The sequence below is a fragment of the Candidatus Trichorickettsia mobilis genome (assembly GCF_963422225.1).
GTDB lineage: Bacteria > Pseudomonadota > Alphaproteobacteria > Rickettsiales > Rickettsiaceae > Trichorickettsia > Trichorickettsia mobilis_B.
This window is the reverse complement of sequence record NZ_OY728607.1, coordinates 204,932-222,883: the sequence shown is the minus strand read 5'-3', so window position 1 is coordinate 222,883 and position 17,952 is coordinate 204,932. Positions and strand designations below refer to the sequence as shown.

Sequence of the window (17,952 nt, the reverse complement as noted above, 5' to 3'; positions counted from 1 at the left end):
GTTGCCAATTAAAATATTTTAATTAGTAACTCGCGTAAATACTACCTTAAATCATTATTGCACGCAAGTAAGGACCTAAATGAGACCAACCATTTTTGCACAAAGTTCGAAATCAGGTAAAGCAGGAGTTGCAGTATTCAGAATCTCTGGAACTCAGAGTTTATATGCACTACAGCAACTATTGTATAATAATCCTATAGATAAAATTATTCCAAGATATATGTATTATCAAAAAATCTATGACCCTATAAGCCTTGAGTTAATTGATGCTGCAATGGTTGTATATTTTAAATCTCCAGCAAGCTTCACCGGAGAAGATACAGTTGAAATACACACTCATGGTAGCATCGCAATTACTAATATGCTTTATACCGCTTTATTAAAAATAGAAGGTTTAAGCTGTGCTGAGCCTGGGGAATTTACTCGCCGAGCTTTTCTTAATAATAAACTAGATTTAACTAGCGCTGAAGGGTTGGCTGATTTGATTGAAGCTGAAACTATTTTACAACATAAACAAGCAATCCAACAAATGGGTGGTAGTCTGCACCGGCTTTTTGGTCAGTGGCGACAAGATTTGTTGACTATCATTAGTTTATTGGAAGCTTATATTGATTTTCCTGATGAAGAAGTTCCCCCAATCATATTGGAGCAAGTACAAACTAATCTAGAAAAATTACAATATACGATCACAAAATACCTCAATGATAATAGACGTGGAGAATTATTACGTAATGGCCTCAAGCTTGCTATTATCGGAGCTCCCAATGTTGGTAAGTCAAGTCTAATAAACTTTCTGACGCAAAGAGAAGTAGCAATTGTTTCCAATATTGCTGGTACCACCCGTGATGTTATCGAGGCACATTTAGACATTGGTGGCTATCCAATTATCTTGCAGGATACTGCTGGTATCAGGTTATCGTGCAATGATGTTATTGAGCAAGAAGGAATGAATAGAGCGCTAACAGTTGCTAACACTGCGGACATCAAAATATTGATGATAGAAGTACAAAATCAAAATATCCCAGATATCCTGATTAACGTAATTGATAATCATACTATAATTGTAGTCAATAAAATTGATCTGATCAGTGATCAGGAACATGAGAATTATAATAGTAAAAAATTTATACCTATCTCAATAACCAAACATTTAGGGCTAGATAACTTACTCAAAGAAATTGAGTTGATAGCAAGTAATATTTCTGGCCTTACTGAGGAACCACCGATTACCAGAGCCCGTCATCGGCATCAACTAGAAGAAGCTTTGGTACATTTAGCAAGCTGCGATCCGCTAGGTGATCTAGTGTTAGCAACCGAAGATATTCGAATGGCTATTCGTACTTTGAGTAATATTACTGGTAATATTACTGTCGAAGAAATATTGGGAGAAATATTTAGTAATTTTTGTATTGGTAAATAGAGGTCAGTTCTAGCCGTCATTGCTTGAGGTAGCTTTAGCTCAGACGTGGAAACGGGAGTTTTTGGCAATTTTAATTGGCAACTTGCGTTAACATAATATCTTTCTCTAAATTATAAGTATTATTTATCAATTTGTCCTTGATCTTTTGCTGTTATAATGTATCTTGGCTAGTGCTAATTGTCTAGAAAGCAATGATCTATATTTAGCGGGCGTAGCTCAGGGGTAGAGCGCTACCTTGCCAAGGTCGAAGTCGAGGGTTCGAATCCCTTCGCCCGCTCCATTGTTATTTTGTAGTTAAGTTAGTTTAATATACAAATCTTGTCTAATTAGATTTAAATATTAATTTTGATAACAAATAAAGTTTTATTTCGCCTTTTTATTAAAGTCGTGTTATACTTTATAAGTGTTCATATCGTAGATTTTAGATAAGGTATAGCCATGTTTAATATATTTAAAAATATTAATTTGCCGGCGTTTTTCACTTTAATTATTTATCCTATAGTTCTTATAGCTCTTTTTATTTATTATGCTGCCAATTATCAGGTTGGTGTTACAGAAATAACCCTAATAATCATCAGTTACTATGGTGCAAATATATCGGTTGGCGTTGGATTGCACCGCCTATGGTCACATAATGCTTTCAAAATAAATAAGTTTGTAGAATTTATTTTAGTAATGCTATCAGCGGGCACCTTGCAAGGGCCAGCATTATCCTGGGCATCAAATCATTATAAGCACCATACTTATACTGACAAAGAACAGGATCCACATAGTCCCCTTAAATTTGAAAACCGTATAATTGGCTTTTTTTGGTCTCATATTGGATGGATGCTTTCAGGAGAAGGTAGTTACAAGTCCATCGATCGTCTTACTATGGTTAAACTTGGTAGGAATAACCTGCTTAAGTGGCAATTAAAATATTATTGGCAAATTGCAGTATTTATGAATGTTATATTGCCAATGTTAATAGGCTATTGCATAGGAGGCAGCTTATTATCTTGTTATACTGCTTTTCTATTTATTGGTATTGGTCGAGCTTTACAACAACAGGCCACGTTTTGTGTGAATTCTTTATGCCACTTTGTCGGCACCAAAGAATATTATAAAGGTACCGCAGGTGATATCTGGTGGATGGCACTATTTTTGTTGGGTGAAAATTGGCATAATTTTCATCATGCCTTTCCATCTGATTATCGTAATGGGGTTAAGTGGTATCATTTTGATGTTCATAAGTGGATTATTTTCTTAATGAGCAAAGCTGGATTAGTATGGGACTTAGATCGTACTCCAGAAGTAAGAATTCAGGCTAAATTGAATGAAACTAACAAATATTATGTCGAATGGAGAAAACAACAGGCAAGCGTACTGCAAAATAAAGTAGATCGATTATTAGAGCATCTGTATGTTAAATTAAATGAATTAGAAAATTCTTCTATTTCTGTAAAAAATCAGTTAAAGAAATCTTTTACTGAGGCTCAAGAATCTCTTAATAAAATTGCTGAACAATTGCGTGCATTAATGCAACTGCCGGAAAAATCATCAGAAAAAATATTAAAAATAGTTGCTGAAAAATTAGATAATACCGAGATTATTATTTGTAAATTATATCAGACATTAGATAACGTTGCTTTGAAGGCTTAGAGCATGTCTTGAAAGTGAGTGATATAAGAGAGGAATTTAGTCAAAACGAAAATCGAGCACCACAAGCAGTCTTTTGTTTGTTTGTGGGGAAAGAGAAACAGTTTTGACGACAAAATTACCTCTAGATGCACTGTTACAGGATCTTAATTTAATAGGTGACCAGTTTCACGGTTTTTAAAAAAGTTGTCATTGCGAAAGAGGGCGCGGCGAACGTGTTAATCTAGCAAATTAAAGTTTGTGAGCTTTTCTGGATTGCTTCGGCTGGGGGAGCCTCGCGCAATCAATGGTTGTAGTTTTGTAAGCCGCGCCACCACATATATAACGTTCAAACTTACAACTCGTGAACACTCACATATAGACTTCTTTTGTGAGCGTTCACGAGTTGCAAGATTGAATACAAGTCAGCGGCTTACAAAGCTACAACCACAGTCATTGCGAGGAGAGAAACGACGAAGCAATCCAGAAAACATTGGTTTTAACTGTATTGCTTCGTCGTTTCTCTCCTCGCAATGACGATTTTTTAAATCCGTGAACGCTCACCTTCTTTTAAGCATAATTTAATGATATTAAAACCAATGTTATTCCTAAAAGTATAATCAAATGACTTCGCCGGAAAACAATAAGCAAAAACAAAAGAATATAGTTGTACTATGCATACTAGTTATTATGATTATATTAGTATATTTTATAACCATAATAAAACTATCTAATTGATAATTTGTGAGTGTTCACGACTTTTCAGAGCTGCTCTCGTAATCCCTTTGTAACAGATTTAGTTTGCAGTTAGCGTGCGTATAGCTTTTATTCGAGGCTGAAAACTCGTGAACAACGCTCGCGTTTAGATATAAATGAGTGTTAGCTATATAATCACATCATATTTTTCAGCACATTATCTTTTCTTATAAAATGATGATATAGTGCAGCCAAGACATGTCCTGCAATTACCCCGACAAGAATCCACGCAAAATAACCATGTAATATCCATGAAGTTTTACCAATTAACTCATCCTTGGTTATTGCTTCAATTGTATAAAACCCATAAATACTTATATCATGACCACCCATTAATGACATTAATATGCCACTAATTGGCATTGCAAACATTAATATATATAGTAATATATGACCTGCTTTTGCTGCAAAATGATGCAATGAAGGCATCTCAACAACTACACTAACATTAATTAATTTCCAAATTAATCTTAAGAAGATAAAAAATATCAGCACTGCTCCAGTAGCTTTATGTATGCCATAAACTTGAAATTTTAATTCAGAATTAGCCATACCAGACATCACAAAACCAACTACTATCATCCCTATTATAACTATAGCAATTGTCCAATGTAATAATTTCGATACCATTCCATATTCATCTCTTGTATTCTTAATCATAAATTTATCTTCCTATACTTTGATCTTGTTTTTTCTCCTGCTCCAAATTCTGCACTCTAATAACTTCTGGCTTAATACCTAAATCAATAACATGATCATATTTCATTCCGCCATTTACTAGATCCTTACCTATTTCTTGCACTGTTTGTCTATCCTGCGGTGAAAATTTATTTACTACTACTTCAGTAATTTCATATAAAAACTTCCATGATAATTCCAATTTCTCTTGTAGAGTCAGTTTTTGATCATTATTTTGCTTTTTTTGGTAATATGCTGCAGACTGACCATCTTTATTGCTATCTACCGCTTTTTGCCCTCTACTGCCACCCGATCTTTTTACAAAAAATACTATAATCAATACAAGTCCAGCTATGCCAAGAACTATATTCGTAATACCAATATTATTAATAATATCCATTATATGTTTCTCCGTCTTAAGTGTATTAGATCTATAAGTACATTAGGCAAACGAAGGTCAAAATCAAGAAGTACTAGGAATCACAGAGTCGAGGAGCGCAGCGTATATTTAATACGTGAGCATCGCAGATCTCTAGTGATGACGCAGTAATTCTTAATTTTCACCGAGTTTTATCTATATTTCAATTTGAATTGTGGTGTGAGTAATATTAAATTTAGCCGCTAATTCCTGCTCTAAACTTCTTAGCACAATTTGACTATCTTTTAAAGTATGTTTATCAGTAACCAGGTGAAAACTGCAAGCAATAAATCCTGAGGTAATAACCCACACATGTAGATCATAACAACGAATTACTCCTGAGGTACTATTAATAGCTTGCTCTAATTCTGTTATATTAACACTAGACGGTGCTCCTTCCATTAATACTGCAGTAGAATCTTTTAGCAACCCTATTGAGCTCCATAATATAAACAGCCCAACGATAAAAGATACTATTGGATCAATAATCGATATATCAGTTAATATTATAAAAATTCCAGCCACCACTACACCAAGAGCAGTAGCTACATCTCCTATTATATGTAGGAAAGCACTGCGAATGTTAATATCATCTTTTGAAGCTTTATGTAATAACATGCCATTAAATAAATTTACACTTGCAGCACAAAATGCCACAATAATAACTACCATCCCTTCCACTGCAACTGGATTAAGATAACGATGATAGGCTTCATAACAAATGATCAACGCCATTACAATTAAAATAAGGGCATTAACAAATGTAGCAATAATCCCAGTGCGATGAAAACCAAACGTACGTTTATCTGTCACTGGACTTCCAGCAATCCACATTGAATACCACGAACTTGCAACGGCAATTGCATCAGCAAAATTATGAGCCGCATCTGAAATCACTGCCAAACTATTAGCCAGATACCCAACTATTAATTCGCCTACTACGACACTAAACGTCAAGAAGGTAATTAACCCCATGGTTTTATGTGAAACTTTTGCTGGAAAATGATGCGAATTAGCTGGAGGCATTTTTATATCTTTATGATCTTAACTATTTTATATAGAGTAACACAAATAATACGCCATATGTTTGCAACTATCCTTAAACCTTGAAAGAGTTTTTTGCAATTGTTGCATTTTCATCAGTGAACTGTTATATAATTAGCGTCATTCAGCTCTATATATTAATAATATTATTTTATGAACAACAAATTTTTATCATTTCAAGAAATTATTTTAACTCTGCAATATTATTGGCATCACCATGGTTGCGCTATTCTCCAACCTTATGATCTTGAAATGGGAGCTGGTACTTTTCACCCAGCGACTGTACTTAGAACCTTAAGTCAGAAATCATGGAATGTTGCCTTTGTCCAACCGTCCAGAAGACCAACGGATAGTAGATACGGAAATCACCCTAATCGCATGCAGCATTATTATCAATTCCAAGTAATTTTAAAGCCATCACCAGATAATATTCAAGAGCTATATTTAAACAGCTTGCAGGAGATTGGTATTAATTTAACCAAACATGATATCAGATTTGTTGAAGATGATTGGGAATCACCAACGCTTGGTGCCGCAGGGCGTGGCTGGGAAGTGTGGTGTAACGGCATGGAAGTATCACAATTTACTTATATGCAGCAAATAGGCGGCATTGATTGCAGACCGGTAGCTGGTGAAATTACCTATGGTTTAGAACGACTTGCTCTTTATATTCAAGGGATTGATGAGGTAAAGAATATAAATTGGAACGGTAGAACTGATAAGCATAAATTAACTTATGGTGAAATTGACTTTGCGGCAGAAAAACAGTTCTCGATATTCAATTTAGAAATTGCCGATGTAGAATTCTTACGCTGTCAGTTTAAAGATAGTGAACAACAGGTTCAGAACCTGATTAAACAAGAATTACCTATAGTTGCTTACGATTATTGCATTAAAGCTAGTCATTTTTTTAATATTCTGGATGCCAGGGGAGCAATTAGTGTCACTGAACGTGCTTCCTATATTGCAAAAATTCGTGATCTCGCTAAACAATGTTGTGTTAAATGGCTTGAACTAGAAGAGTATTAAGTAAACTATATCAAATTTGTTGAGAGCGTTCAATAAACCATATATTTTGTTATTCCGAACTAACACAATGTCATCACGAACACAAAGGGTCATCACGAACTTGTTTCGGGATCTTATCATGACTTCACAAGATCCCGAAACAAGTTCGGGATGACATTGTGTGTTCAGAATGTTACCATGGTGTTCAGCACAATAATTATACTATTCGCAATAATCATGAGCTATACATTATGAGTGAATTATTACTAGAACTACTAAGCGAAGAAATTCCAGCATTAATGCAAACAGCAGCTGCAACGAGCTATCTGGAAATCTTTACTAAAACTTTTACAGATAATGAAATAGCATTTGATAGTTTAAAAGTTTTTGCAGGATCACGTCGTATTACATTATATGTAACCGGTTTACCAGAAACCTTACCGGCAAAAATACTGGAAATCAAAGGGCCACGTCTTGATGCCACTGAATCAGTAATCGCAAGCTTTTGTAAAGCTCACTTGATCACCAAAGAACAGTTAACCCCGCATAATTTATTTTATATTCATAAAAAACAGCAAGCAGCAACTGAAATAAAGCAGTTGCTGCTTGAGTTATTACCTAAAGCCATCAGTAGTTATTCATGGCCAAAATCTATGTATTGGAATAATTATTCGCTCGCATGGGTTAGGCCATTAACCAATATTTTATGTATTCATGATCGGCAATTATTACCTATAAAACTAGCGCATCTGACTGCCAACAACTACACTTACGGACATAAATTTCTATCGAAGGGTAAATTAGAAAACATGCAATCTTTTCATGATTACCAGCAAAGATTAGCACAAAATAAAGTTATAATTGATAGATTTGAGCGCAAGAAAATGATCGATGAGCAATTACAGCAGCTGACTAAGTGCTATGAGCTCACTCTGAATCATGATCCTAAATTATTGGAGGAAATAATAGGTCTGATTGAATATCCAACGGTAATGATTGGTACAATCGCTGCTAAATTTTTAAAATTACCACCTGAAGTTCTAATTACTTCAATGCGAACTCATCAAAAATACATCACCGCCTTTGACAAACACGGCAACTTTGCGCCGTATTTTCTATTTGTCAGTAATAATTTATCACAACATCAAGATAATATTATTGCTGGTAATGAGAAAGTATTGTCTGCAAGATTATCTGATGCTTTGTATTTTTATGAGCAGGATTTAAAAACAACTGCTGAGCATAAAGCTAAGCAACTTAAGCAAACTGTATTTCATGCAAAACTTGGCAGCATGTTTGATAAAAGCGAACGAATTGCACAGATTTGTAATTATCTTTTTCCAAAAAATGAAGATTTACAAATAGCTGCCAGACTATGTAAAGCTGATCTGGTTTCAGAAATGGTGCAAGAATTTCCAGAGTTGCAAGGCATCATGGGATATTATTATGCCAAATCCGCTGGCCTTCACGAAGAAATAGCAATTGCAATCAGAGATCATTATAAACCTCAAGGACTGTCAGATAATGCACCTACTGGTATGGCAGCACGACTGGCTCTCGCTGATAAATTAGACAGTCTGATTACTCTAATGTCCGTCGGAGAAAAAGCAACTGGTTCAAAAGATCCTTATGCTCTCCGAAGATACGCAATAGCAATTATCAGAATCATCTTAACTAATAAGTTTTTAATAAGCTCAAAAGATTTATCAATGATATTTGAGCTTCTAAATATTAATGATAGTAATTTTTCTAGCTTTCTCGAGTTCTTACAAGAAAGAGTAAAATTTTATTTCAAAGAACAATATGATCTTGCTTTAATTAATGCTGTATTAGATCTTCGTAAACAAGATTTATTAGCTATTGCAGCAAAACTCGAAATCTTACAAACTTTTACTGGCAGTAATGAAGGGCAAGCTTTGATCTCAGCATATAAAAGGATCAATAATATATTGGCTAATAATTTTATCGGCGCAGCTATCCAACCAAAATTATTGCAAACAACAGCAGAAGTCGAGTTAAATGAGGCTCTAAATAACATTACCAGGGAGCTTACTTCGACTTTTGCTTCAAACCTCGAATTACTCATCAAAATAATTCCATATCTTGATAGTTTTTTTGACAAAGTACTGGTAAATGATGAAAATTCTGAACTACGACAAAATCGCTTATCGCTTTTATATAATATTAAGCAAATATTTCTGCAAATAGCTAATTTTGATTATTTATAATGCACGAATTAATAAAAGCGGCAAATATCATCAAACAAGGTGGAGTTGTTGCATTCCCAACAGAAACTGTATACGGGCTTGGAGCAGATGCTACCAATCAACAAGCGGTACAAAAAATCTTTCAAATAAAAAATCGCCCGCAGATTAACCCTTTAATCGTACATGTTACAAATATTACCCAAGCAGAATCTATTGCTCATTTTAATGAAGATGCTTACGCTTTAAGTCAATTTTGGCCAGGACCGCTAACTATTATAGCTCCACTAAAACCAGGACATCATATTGCTAACTCAGTGTTAGCTGGGCTACCGACTGTTGCCATTAGAGTTCCCGCTCATGATCTTGCTCGTCAGTTAATAGCCTTAGCCAATTGTCCCATTGCAGCTCCAAGTGCCAACCCTTCAGGTTATATTAGTGCTACCAATGCTGGGCATGTAGCTACTGATTTTGCTGATACTGAAGTTTTTATCATCGATGATAATAATACTTTGGCAATATTAGGCTTAGAATCTACCATCATTGATACCACCTCTGCTACTCCAACAATCTTACGCTATGGTTTTATTACTCCTGAAGCAATAGAGTTAGCTTTAGGTAAAAAAATAACAAATCTACTACCACCAACTCACCTAATCAAAGCACCAGGAATGCTGGATAAGCATTATGCACCAAAAACCAGGTTGCGGCTCAATGCTGATAGTATAACTACCGACGAAATAGGATTAAATTTCGGCAATAGTAACCTAGATAGCATCTATACGATAAATTTGAGTAAAACTAGTAATATGATGGAGGCGGCAGCTAATTTATATAGTTTCTTGCGAGTGTTAGATAATTATTCACTAAATAATAACATTACTCAGATTGCAGTTGCTCCAATTCCAAATCACGGTATAGGGTTTGCGATCAACGATCGACTGAAACGAGCAGCTTTTTGCTAGTAAGCGGTCACGATTTTTAGAAAAAGTCATCACAGATTTTGTTAAAAATCGAAGCAATTGTAAGATAAAAATATGATATAATATATAGACGCGATAGGTAGACGCGAGAGGAAAAAGAGCTCCGAATACTGCTGTAGTATAGGATCTTTAAAATAATGTCTAGTAGTTGATATGAAGCTTTAAAAGAGTAATTGAATATATCAATATCCTCTGTTCAAGTTAATATATTATATATATTGAGTTATTTATTACATCAGTCAATAAGTAATATAAAGAAACAATAAATTATTATAGAGTATCCAATAAACCATATGCATCAAGTTAGGGAGAATCCATTTGAGCTGAGGTCACTGAGGTGACCTCAGCAATCTATAGTAGCAGAAGAAATGATATTAATTTTGGTATACGATACTTCCATCACCAAATATAAAAAAGTTTCTTAGGAGATTTTCTATATTGCTAGTATAGCTTGACCTGATGCAAGTTTTCTGTAAAAATTGCTACGGTAATTATGTTTATTAAAGATATAGGTTTCCAATATTATGCAACAATTTGATTTAGTAATTATTGGTGGTGGCCCAGCGGGATATACTGGTGCTATACGTGCTGCACAACTTGGAATGAAAGTAGCTTGCATTGATAAGCGACGATCTTTAGGTGGAACTTGCTTGAATGTAGGTTGTATCCCTTCCAAAGCTTTGCTAAATTTTTCTGAAAAATACGAAGAAGCTAAGCATCATTTTGCGGATATTGGTATTAATACTAACGCTAGCCTTGATCTAACGAAAATGATAAGTAAAAAAAACCAGGTAGTTAGTGATCTGTGCAAAGGAATAGATGGATTATTTACAAAAAATAAAATTACTAAGTTGGTTGGCACGGCGATGCTAATATCACCTACAACCATTGAAATAAATAATGAATCAGGAAAAGAACAAATTACTGCCAAAAATATTTTAATTGCAACTGGCTCTGATATAATCAAGATCCCAGGTGTCGATATTAATGAAACATCAATTATCTCCTCAGCTGGAGCTCTAAATCTACAACAGGTACCAGAAACTTTAATTGTGATTGGCGGTGGTTATATAGGTTTGGAACTCGGTTCAGTATGGCGTCGGCTTGGTAGTAAAATTACTGTAGTTGAATATGCTGATCGTATTGTTCCGGCTCTAGACGACGAAATTGGCAAACAATTTACAACAATTTTACAAAAACAGGGCTTTAGTTTCAAGCTAAATACTAAAGTAGTTAGTGCAGAACAAAAAGCTGATAAAGTGATTTTGACAACGCAAGAAGTAACTGGTAGTAAGCAAGAACAATTAACCGCTGATGTAGTGTTAGTAGCTGTAGGTAGAAAGGCTTATACTGAAGATCTAAAATTAGAAGCAGTTGGCATTACTGCAGATGAACGCGGTAGAATCGAGGTAAATTCATATTTCCAGACTGCTATTAAAAATATTTATGCGGTGGGTGATGTTATAAAAGGGTCAATGCTTGCCCATAAGGCTGAAGAAGAAGCTATTGCCGCAGTAGAAATTATGGCAGGGCACGCCGGTCACGTAAACTATAAAATAATCCCTAGCGTAGTTTATACCTCACCGGAAGTTGCCTCTGTTGGCCTAAATGAAGCTGAACTGAAGGCTGCAGGCATTAGTTATAATATCGGAAAATTTCCATTTCTTGCCAATAGTAGAGCACGCACCATGTGCGCAACCGATGGCCTGGTCAAAATTCTAGCTGATAGTAAAACTGACCAGATATTAGGTGCTCATATAATTGGTCGTGATGCTGGAACATTAATTGCTGAGGTTGCTGCAGTTATGGAATTTGGCGGAGCAGCAGAAGATATTGCTAGAACCTGTCACGCTCATCCAACTCTTAGCGAAGCAGTTAGAGAAGCCGCTCTTGCGGTAGCAAAACGTGCAATTAATTTTTAATGTTTCACACGTAGAGAATGTTCGCGCACAAGAACCTAGGTATTGAATTGGTTCTTAGATACCCCTCTGTGAGCGAGGAGCAACAGAAGCAGAACGTTTTCTACTCAAATCAGTTTCACTGATTTCACGATTTTGATTTTTAGATATTGGTTTTATAGTATCTAAGCTTTGTCCTAATACTAGAATTGGCCGTACTGTATCTCCAACCATTTTATTTACCGAAGCCTTAAAAGCATCTTTACTAATTTTAGCTTGCTCAAGCTGTTTTCCACCGGTACCGTCTGCGGTATTGCTTACTCCTTGGTCAAGATATAATTTAGTAAGTTTTTGTTCTAATGTTCCGATGATCTGCTCTGCATTTTTTTCTGTCATTACCTCTGTTATATCTTTTCCTTTATTTTCTATCTTAATCTGCTGAATAATATCTTTTAAACTGCTCTCAATAAGCTTGCTATCGCTTTCTCTATTACCATCACCAAATAAATTAGCGCCAATTTTCTTTGCTATAGTTTCGATACCAGTCAACTCTTTCTGGTTTAGTTCATAAGCTTCATTCACTTGTTTTTTAGTTACCTGAGCTTCATTAACTAAACTCGTAGTATTTATTGCTGTATTTACTTTTTCAGCTTTATCCCAAGCTTGAGATATTGGTGTTTTTTTTGTCAGTTCTATTTTTGCGACATTACCTGGAGCATATTTGTCAAAAGGATTATGTGCTCTCTTAACATCACGGAATATACGAGCGAAAAAGCCAGGCTTGACCTTTTGTACTTTTTCTACTTTTTGTTCTAATTGTCCTTTAATTTCCTTAAATTTATCTAATTTTTGCTGATCAGACATTTTAAGATAATTCTTATCAGCCATAAGCTGTTTAATCGCCATGGTTTGCTTTTGTTGTTCGTGTTTTGCTTGCTTTAACTCGGTAATATTATTATATCCTGGCGCACCGAGTTTTCCACGTTCGGTATCTATTCCTTGCTTCAATTCAAAACGTTTTTGATCTATTCCTTGCTGTCCATATACCCCTAGCCCACCAGTAATTGCGGTTTTTACTACAGTTTCAGCAAGCTTTGCTGGATTTGTTGCGTTTGCAACAATATTTACTGCTATCGGCCCAGCTCTTTCACCGATAATTTTAACAGTACTCTTAAAACCTGATGAACTTTCCTTACCCTCAACATATCTCTCAGTTACTGATTTTTTACCAGTTTTTGTTGGAGTATATAATTCACTGGCCAAAACAGTTTTTAATTTGGGATCTATTATAAATCGTGTCTCCTGAGCAGCAAAATTATCATTATTTTGAGTAAGTAGCTGATGTTCTTTATCTAATTTACGAGTGCTTCTGGTTTGTAAAGTATCTTTAACTACTCCTACTCCTACCGATATTCCTGCAGCAGCAAGCCCTACTGCAGCGAATGGAACTGCTACCGGAGCCGCTGCTACTACACCAGCGACGGCTAAGCCAATAGCAACCGCTCTACCAATTGCACTACCAGTAACTATTTTAAAAATCGTGCTATCAGTAACTGCTTTAAAAGGTTTTGAATTAATTATTGGATCGATAATTGCTGATTTTACTTTATTATAAATGTTGGATAAACCACCTTTAAATCGTTGCCAAAGTGATTTTGGTACTGAAGGTTCCGGTTCTTTTGTTTCTTCTATAAAAGATGAAAAACTAGTTTTTTCACCAGAGAAAGATGATCGTCGTTTATATTGCTCATTGCTTAGTTCATTAACTTTATTATCTGAATCATCTTTGCTCATATTTTTACTTATAAGTTTATATTAATTGGTGTATACATTATGAGATTCATATGCTTATATTAATACATTTATCAAATTTTAGATACTCAATTATTAATTGAATATCTTGTTTTTTAGAGATACTGAGATACAAATGAACTACTTTAAACTATTGAACATAAAAGAAGGGTATGATGTTGATCTTGATCAACTACATCAACAATATTTATCTTTACAAATAATTCATCATCCAGATAACATTACCACTGATAACAAAAAAGATAATATATCAGTTTCGATTGATCTAAATAATGCCTATAAAATACTTAAAGATGAAGTTTTAAGAGCAGAATACCTATTATCATTATATAGTATTGATATTAATGCCGCTAACTTCAGAACTAGACTTTCTGCAATAGAATTACAAAATATATGGCAGAACTTAGAAAAAGTTGAAGAAATCTCAGATTATAAGATTCTGGAATTAGAGTACCAACATCAACAACTTGTAAAAGCAGAAATATTGGTTAATTTAACCAAAGCTTTTGCAGATAAACAATGGTCTCTTGTGGTTGATCTAACAATACGCCTAAAATATCTGGTTAATCTAATTAATAATATAAAATTTAAAATTAATATATTATGCAAGTAATAGAAATTAGCGATAACCTAAATACAAATACAACCAGAGATGATCAACAATTAGCAGTTGGTATTGATTTTGGCACCACTCATTCTTTAATAGCAATTTCACAACAAAAAATACCTTTTGTTATTGCTGATCAACATAAATTAGAGCTTATTCCATCAATTATTACTTTTAAAAACAATAATTTTATCATTGGTGACCCTACTCAAACAAAAAATACTATTTTTTCCATCAAAAGATTACTGGGAAAATCAACTCAAGAAATCAAACAAAATCCGGCTTTATCCAAATTAATAAAATCCTTGCTTGATACTGAAAATCACATCCCCAAATTAAACCTTGACGGCCAACTGATGGTTTTACCAATGATTGCCGCAGAAATATTTAAATATTTAAAAACAACTGCTGAGGATGCTTTATCCATTAAAATTACTCAAGCAGTAGTAACAGTACCAGCTTATTTTGATGACGCTGCCAAAGGCGAGGTAATGCTAGCAGCAAAAATAGCCGGCTTAAATATAATCAGACTAATGAGCGAGCCTACTGCTGCCGCTTATGCTTATGGATTAAATAATGAAATGTCTGGTTGTCATCTAATATATGATCTAGGTGGCGGTACTTTTGATGTCTCGATATTATATATGCAAACTGGAATATTGCAGGTTATAGCTACTGCCGGTGATAATATGCTTGGTGGAGACGATATAGACCAACTAATGGCCGATTATTTCATCAGTAAGTACCAATTACTCTATTCTTCAAAATTAATTATTATTGCTCGACATATTAAGGAATTATTAAGCGTTCAGGATCAAGTGATAATGGAATATGGTAATGTAGTAATATACATAACCCGTCTGGAATTTGAGCAATTAATTTTACCACTATTACAAAAAACTATTCTAATCACGCAAGAAGCACTGCAACTGGCTGGAGCTCCTGAGCTTAGCAATATTATTCTAGTTGGTGGATCAACCAAAATTCCATTAATCACAAATTTATTACAACAAAATTTTAATACCCCTATTCTTTCTGAGATTGATCCGGATAAAGCTGTAGTATTTGGCGCTGCATTACAAGCAGAAAATTTGACTACAGCTAGCAAAAATTCTAATTCTATATTAATTGATGTCGTACCTTTATCTTTAGGAATCGAGTTATATGGTGGTATTGTTGAAAAAATAATCTTGCGTAATAGCCCTATACCATTATCAATTACCAAAGAATTTACTACTTATGTTGATAATCAGACTGCAATGCAATTTCATATTGTCCAAGGAGAGCGTGAGAAAGCCGATGATTGTAGATCACTAGCTCATTTTGAACTTAAGGGACTGCCACCAGCTGTTGCTGGCCTGATTAAAGTAGAAGTAATATTTTCTATTGATGTTGATGGTGTATTATCGGTGTCAGCTCTTGAAAAAACTACTGGTATCTCACAGATAGTGGAATTAAAACCCACCTATGGCCTTGATGATTCTGAAATAAATAAAATTTTAGAGAGTGCATATATTAACGCAATTAGTGATCATCATACTAAACTAATAAGCGAAACGATTATTGAAGCAAAATCGTTAATTTATCATTTGGAAAAAGCTATTACCGAAACCCCAGAACTATTATCTTACGACCAAATGCATCAAATACAACAAGCAATAATTGCCCTGCATACCAGCCTCACCTCTAATAATCGTGAATTAATTATTGCAAACATTAACTCTTTACAACAAATTTCAGAATTATTCATCACACAGCGGATGAATTATGCTCTAGATAGGTTAATAAAAGGAAAGCATATTGATGAGGTTTAATATACGAATTACGGATAGTTAGAATTTTAGATAAAATTTAATAAAATTGTTTATTTCTTTTTTGAGCAAGTTGATAAGGTCTATCAAATTATACTTGATAATACTTGACTGAATTACTAGGTTAATATAACATTAACCTAGTACATGTAGCAGAATAGGTTATGTAAGAGGTCTATATATGATGCTTAGCACTAAAGGCAGATATGCGGTTATGGCCATTTTAGATATGGCAACACAAGATACGCAAAAACCCACTAGTCTGGCTGAAATCGCTGCACGGCAGAATATCGCTCTAAATTATTTAGAACAAATTTTTGCTAAACTTAGAAAAGCTGGTTTAGTTAATGCAATTAAGGGACCAGGTGGCGGTTATACTATTAATATAGAACTAAACCAGCTAACTATCGCTGCTATCATTGATGCGGTAGAAGAAAATATTGAAATGACTAGATGTAAAATTAACTCATATCCTGGATGTATGCCAGATCACGTCAAATGTAGGACACATGATTTATGGCATGGCTTGAGTGAGCATATTAGAAGTTATTTTACTGCAATTTCAGTTGCAGATATATTGTAACCATGATTTATCTTGATAATAACGCAACCACAGCCATTCATCAAGACGTTGCAGATTTGATGTATAACATGATAAAACAACCATTAAATCCCTCATCTATACATGCTGGTGGTCGTAATGCCAAAAATATTATGGAACAAGCACGAATACAAATTAAAGAGTTAATGGGGATTGCTCCGTACTCTCGTGAATATAGCATAATCTTTACAGCTACCGGGACGGAAGCCAATAATTTGATATTATCTAATTTTATTGATGGCGATGTTTTTATTTCGACAGTAGAGCATTTATCAATCTTGAGCCAACAAGATCGTTACCCTGATATAAAAACTATTGCTGTCAATGATCATGGTATCGTTAATCTTGATTCTCTGACTCAATTATTGAGCCAAAGTAAAAAAAGCAAGAAGCTGGTTTCAGTAATGCTTGCAAACAATGAAACTGGAGCAATTCAACCGCTAAAAAATATAGCAAAAATTGCTAAACAATTTGGTGCTTTGATACATAGTGACTGCGTACAAGCTGTCGGAAAGATGGTAGTAGATATCACTGATCTTGATCTAGATTTTGCGGTGATCTCAGGACATAAATTTGGTGGATCAATGGGCGCTGCAGCATTAATTGCTAAAACCAAACATCATCTGGTGCCCCATATTATTGGTGGCAAACAAGAAACGGGCTTACGTGCTGGCACTGAGAATGTTGCTGCAATAGCAGGATTAGGGTTGGCAGCAAAAATCGCTAAAGAAGAACTCTCACAACGGATTCAGCATATGCGACTACTGCAACAAAGGTTAGAAAGTAATTTAGATAATATATTTCCACAAATTACTATATTATCATCAATTGCTCCACGCATTCCTAATACATCCCTTATTAGCTTACCTGGCGTGTTATCTTCATTGCAACTGATAGCTTTAGATTTACGTGATATAGCAGTTAGTTCTGGCTCTGCCTGCTCTTCCGGTAAAGTCAATAAATCTCATGTATTAGAAGCGATGGGTGTTAATTCCGAAATTGCAGTATCAGCAATCAGAATTTCGACATCACCAGATAATTCAGTAGAGGATATTGACGGTTTTATTAATGCCTTCAAAGAAATACATAATTAAA

At 34.6% G+C, this 17,952-nt stretch carries 14 protein-coding genes and 1 tRNA gene; 11 read left to right on the top strand and 4 right to left on the bottom strand.

Annotation, left to right across the window (positions count from 1 at the left end):
* The first annotated feature begins 79 nt into the window (after positions 1–79).
* From mnmE to R2I74_RS00910, 3 genes are all read left to right on the top strand, one after another.
* The gene (gene mnmE / locus R2I74_RS00920; protein WP_316353227.1) at positions 80–1,420 is read left to right on the top strand and encodes a tRNA uridine-5-carboxymethylaminomethyl(34) synthesis GTPase MnmE; all 1,341 of its coding nucleotides are present in this window, start codon (positions 80–82) and stop codon (positions 1,418–1,420) included.
* Positions 1,421–1,625: 205 nt separating this feature from the next.
* Positions 1,626–1,700, top strand: a tRNA-Gly gene (locus R2I74_RS00915).
* Positions 1,701–1,867: 167 nt separating this feature from the next.
* Positions 1,868–3,061 (top strand): acyl-CoA desaturase, encoded by a 1,194-nt coding sequence (locus R2I74_RS00910; protein ID WP_316355234.1) that lies wholly within the window; start codon positions 1,868–1,870, stop codon positions 3,059–3,061.
* An 867-nt stretch (positions 3,062–3,928) separates the two neighbouring features.
* Here R2I74_RS00910 and R2I74_RS00905 read toward each other — a convergent pair.
* The 3 genes from R2I74_RS00905 to R2I74_RS00895 all read right to left on the bottom strand — a co-directional run bounded on the left by R2I74_RS00905 (position 3,929) and on the right by R2I74_RS00895 (position 5,915).
* On the bottom strand, positions 3,929–4,453 hold the full coding sequence (locus R2I74_RS00905; protein WP_316353226.1) for a cytochrome b: 525 nt from the start codon (positions 4,451–4,453) through the stop codon (positions 3,929–3,931).
* A gap of 4 nt (positions 4,454–4,457) precedes the next feature.
* A complete protein-coding gene (locus tag R2I74_RS00900) occupies positions 4,458–4,871 on the bottom strand; it encodes a DUF2660 domain-containing protein (protein WP_316353224.1) in 414 nt (137 codons plus the stop codon).
* A gap of 174 nt (positions 4,872–5,045) precedes the next feature.
* On the bottom strand, positions 5,046–5,915 hold the full coding sequence (locus R2I74_RS00895) for a cation diffusion facilitator family transporter (protein WP_316353223.1): 870 nt from the start codon (positions 5,913–5,915) through the stop codon (positions 5,046–5,048).
* Positions 5,916–6,086: 171 nt separating this feature from the next.
* Here R2I74_RS00895 and R2I74_RS00890 point away from each other — a divergent pair, with 171 nt between their 5' ends.
* The 4 genes from R2I74_RS00890 to lpdA all read left to right on the top strand — a co-directional run bounded on the left by R2I74_RS00890 (position 6,087) and on the right by lpdA (position 12,050).
* Positions 6,087–6,962, top strand: coding sequence for a glycine--tRNA ligase subunit alpha (locus R2I74_RS00890; protein ID WP_316353222.1), 876 nt, complete (start codon positions 6,087–6,089; stop codon positions 6,960–6,962).
* 230 nt (positions 6,963–7,192) lie between these two features.
* Positions 7,193–9,169 (top strand): glycine--tRNA ligase subunit beta, encoded by a 1,977-nt coding sequence (gene glyS, locus R2I74_RS00885; protein ID WP_316353221.1) that lies wholly within the window; start codon positions 7,193–7,195, stop codon positions 9,167–9,169.
* Complete coding sequence (locus R2I74_RS00880) at positions 9,169–10,110, top strand: L-threonylcarbamoyladenylate synthase (protein ID WP_316353220.1); 942 nt, start codon at positions 9,169–9,171, stop codon at positions 10,108–10,110. Before glyS ends, R2I74_RS00880 begins: the two co-directional genes overlap by 1 nt.
* Positions 10,111–10,652: 542 nt before the next feature.
* Positions 10,653–12,050: a dihydrolipoyl dehydrogenase gene (gene lpdA, locus R2I74_RS00875; RefSeq protein WP_316353219.1), complete on the top strand. Its 1,398-nt coding sequence runs from the start codon at positions 10,653–10,655 to the stop codon at positions 12,048–12,050.
* 54 nt (positions 12,051–12,104) lie between these two features.
* Here lpdA and R2I74_RS00870 read toward each other — a convergent pair whose 3' ends face one another.
* Positions 12,105–13,820, bottom strand: coding sequence for a hypothetical protein (locus tag R2I74_RS00870; RefSeq protein ID WP_316353218.1), 1,716 nt, complete (start codon positions 13,818–13,820; stop codon positions 12,105–12,107).
* Positions 13,821–13,953: 133 nt separating this feature from the next.
* Between R2I74_RS00870 and hscB the strand changes: the two genes are divergently transcribed.
* From hscB to R2I74_RS00850, 4 genes are all read left to right on the top strand, one after another.
* Positions 13,954–14,451 carry a Fe-S protein assembly co-chaperone HscB gene (gene hscB, locus R2I74_RS00865; RefSeq protein ID WP_316353217.1) on the top strand — a complete coding sequence of 166 codons (498 nt, stop codon included), beginning with the start codon at positions 13,954–13,956 and terminating at the stop codon, positions 14,449–14,451.
* Positions 14,442–16,259: a Fe-S protein assembly chaperone HscA gene (gene hscA, locus R2I74_RS00860; RefSeq protein ID WP_316353216.1), complete on the top strand. Its 1,818-nt coding sequence runs from the start codon at positions 14,442–14,444 to the stop codon at positions 16,257–16,259. The genes hscB and hscA overlap by 10 nt, the downstream gene beginning before the upstream one ends.
* A gap of 178 nt (positions 16,260–16,437) precedes the next feature.
* A complete protein-coding gene (locus tag R2I74_RS00855; protein WP_316353215.1) occupies positions 16,438–16,839 on the top strand; it encodes an Rrf2 family transcriptional regulator in 402 nt (133 codons plus the stop codon).
* A gap of 2 nt (positions 16,840–16,841) precedes the next feature.
* Positions 16,842–17,951 (top strand): cysteine desulfurase family protein, encoded by a 1,110-nt coding sequence (locus tag R2I74_RS00850; RefSeq protein ID WP_316353214.1) that lies wholly within the window; start codon positions 16,842–16,844, stop codon positions 17,949–17,951.
* Position 17,952: the final 1 nt, after the last annotated feature.

Excerpts from the sequence above, each read along its gene's own strand:
- mnmE (WP_316353227.1), top strand. The coding sequence starts at position 80 with ATGAGACCAACCATTTTTGCACAAAGTTCGAAATCAGGTAAAGCAGGA.
- R2I74_RS00905 (WP_316353226.1), bottom strand. The coding sequence starts at position 4,453 with ATGATTAAGAATACAAGAGATGAATATGGAATGGTATCGAAATTATTA.
- R2I74_RS00900 (WP_316353224.1), bottom strand. The coding sequence starts at position 4,871 with ATGGATATTATTAATAATATTGGTATTACGAATATAGTTCTTGGCATA.
- R2I74_RS00895 (WP_316353223.1), bottom strand. The coding sequence starts at position 5,915 with ATGCCTCCAGCTAATTCGCATCATTTTCCAGCAAAAGTTTCACATAAA.
- R2I74_RS00890 (WP_316353222.1), top strand. The coding sequence starts at position 6,087 with ATGAACAACAAATTTTTATCATTTCAAGAAATTATTTTAACTCTGCAA.
- glyS (WP_316353221.1), top strand. The coding sequence starts at position 7,193 with ATGAGTGAATTATTACTAGAACTACTAAGCGAAGAAATTCCAGCATTA.
- R2I74_RS00880 (WP_316353220.1), top strand. The coding sequence starts at position 9,169 with ATGCACGAATTAATAAAAGCGGCAAATATCATCAAACAAGGTGGAGTT.
- lpdA (WP_316353219.1), top strand. The coding sequence starts at position 10,653 with ATGCAACAATTTGATTTAGTAATTATTGGTGGTGGCCCAGCGGGATAT.
- R2I74_RS00870 (WP_316353218.1), bottom strand. The coding sequence starts at position 13,820 with ATGAGCAAAGATGATTCAGATAATAAAGTTAATGAACTAAGCAATGAG.
- hscB (WP_316353217.1), top strand. The coding sequence starts at position 13,954 with ATGAACTACTTTAAACTATTGAACATAAAAGAAGGGTATGATGTTGAT.
- hscA (WP_316353216.1), top strand. The coding sequence starts at position 14,442 with ATGCAAGTAATAGAAATTAGCGATAACCTAAATACAAATACAACCAGA.
- R2I74_RS00855 (WP_316353215.1), top strand. The coding sequence starts at position 16,438 with ATGATGCTTAGCACTAAAGGCAGATATGCGGTTATGGCCATTTTAGAT.
- R2I74_RS00850 (WP_316353214.1), top strand. The coding sequence starts at position 16,842 with ATGATTTATCTTGATAATAACGCAACCACAGCCATTCATCAAGACGTT.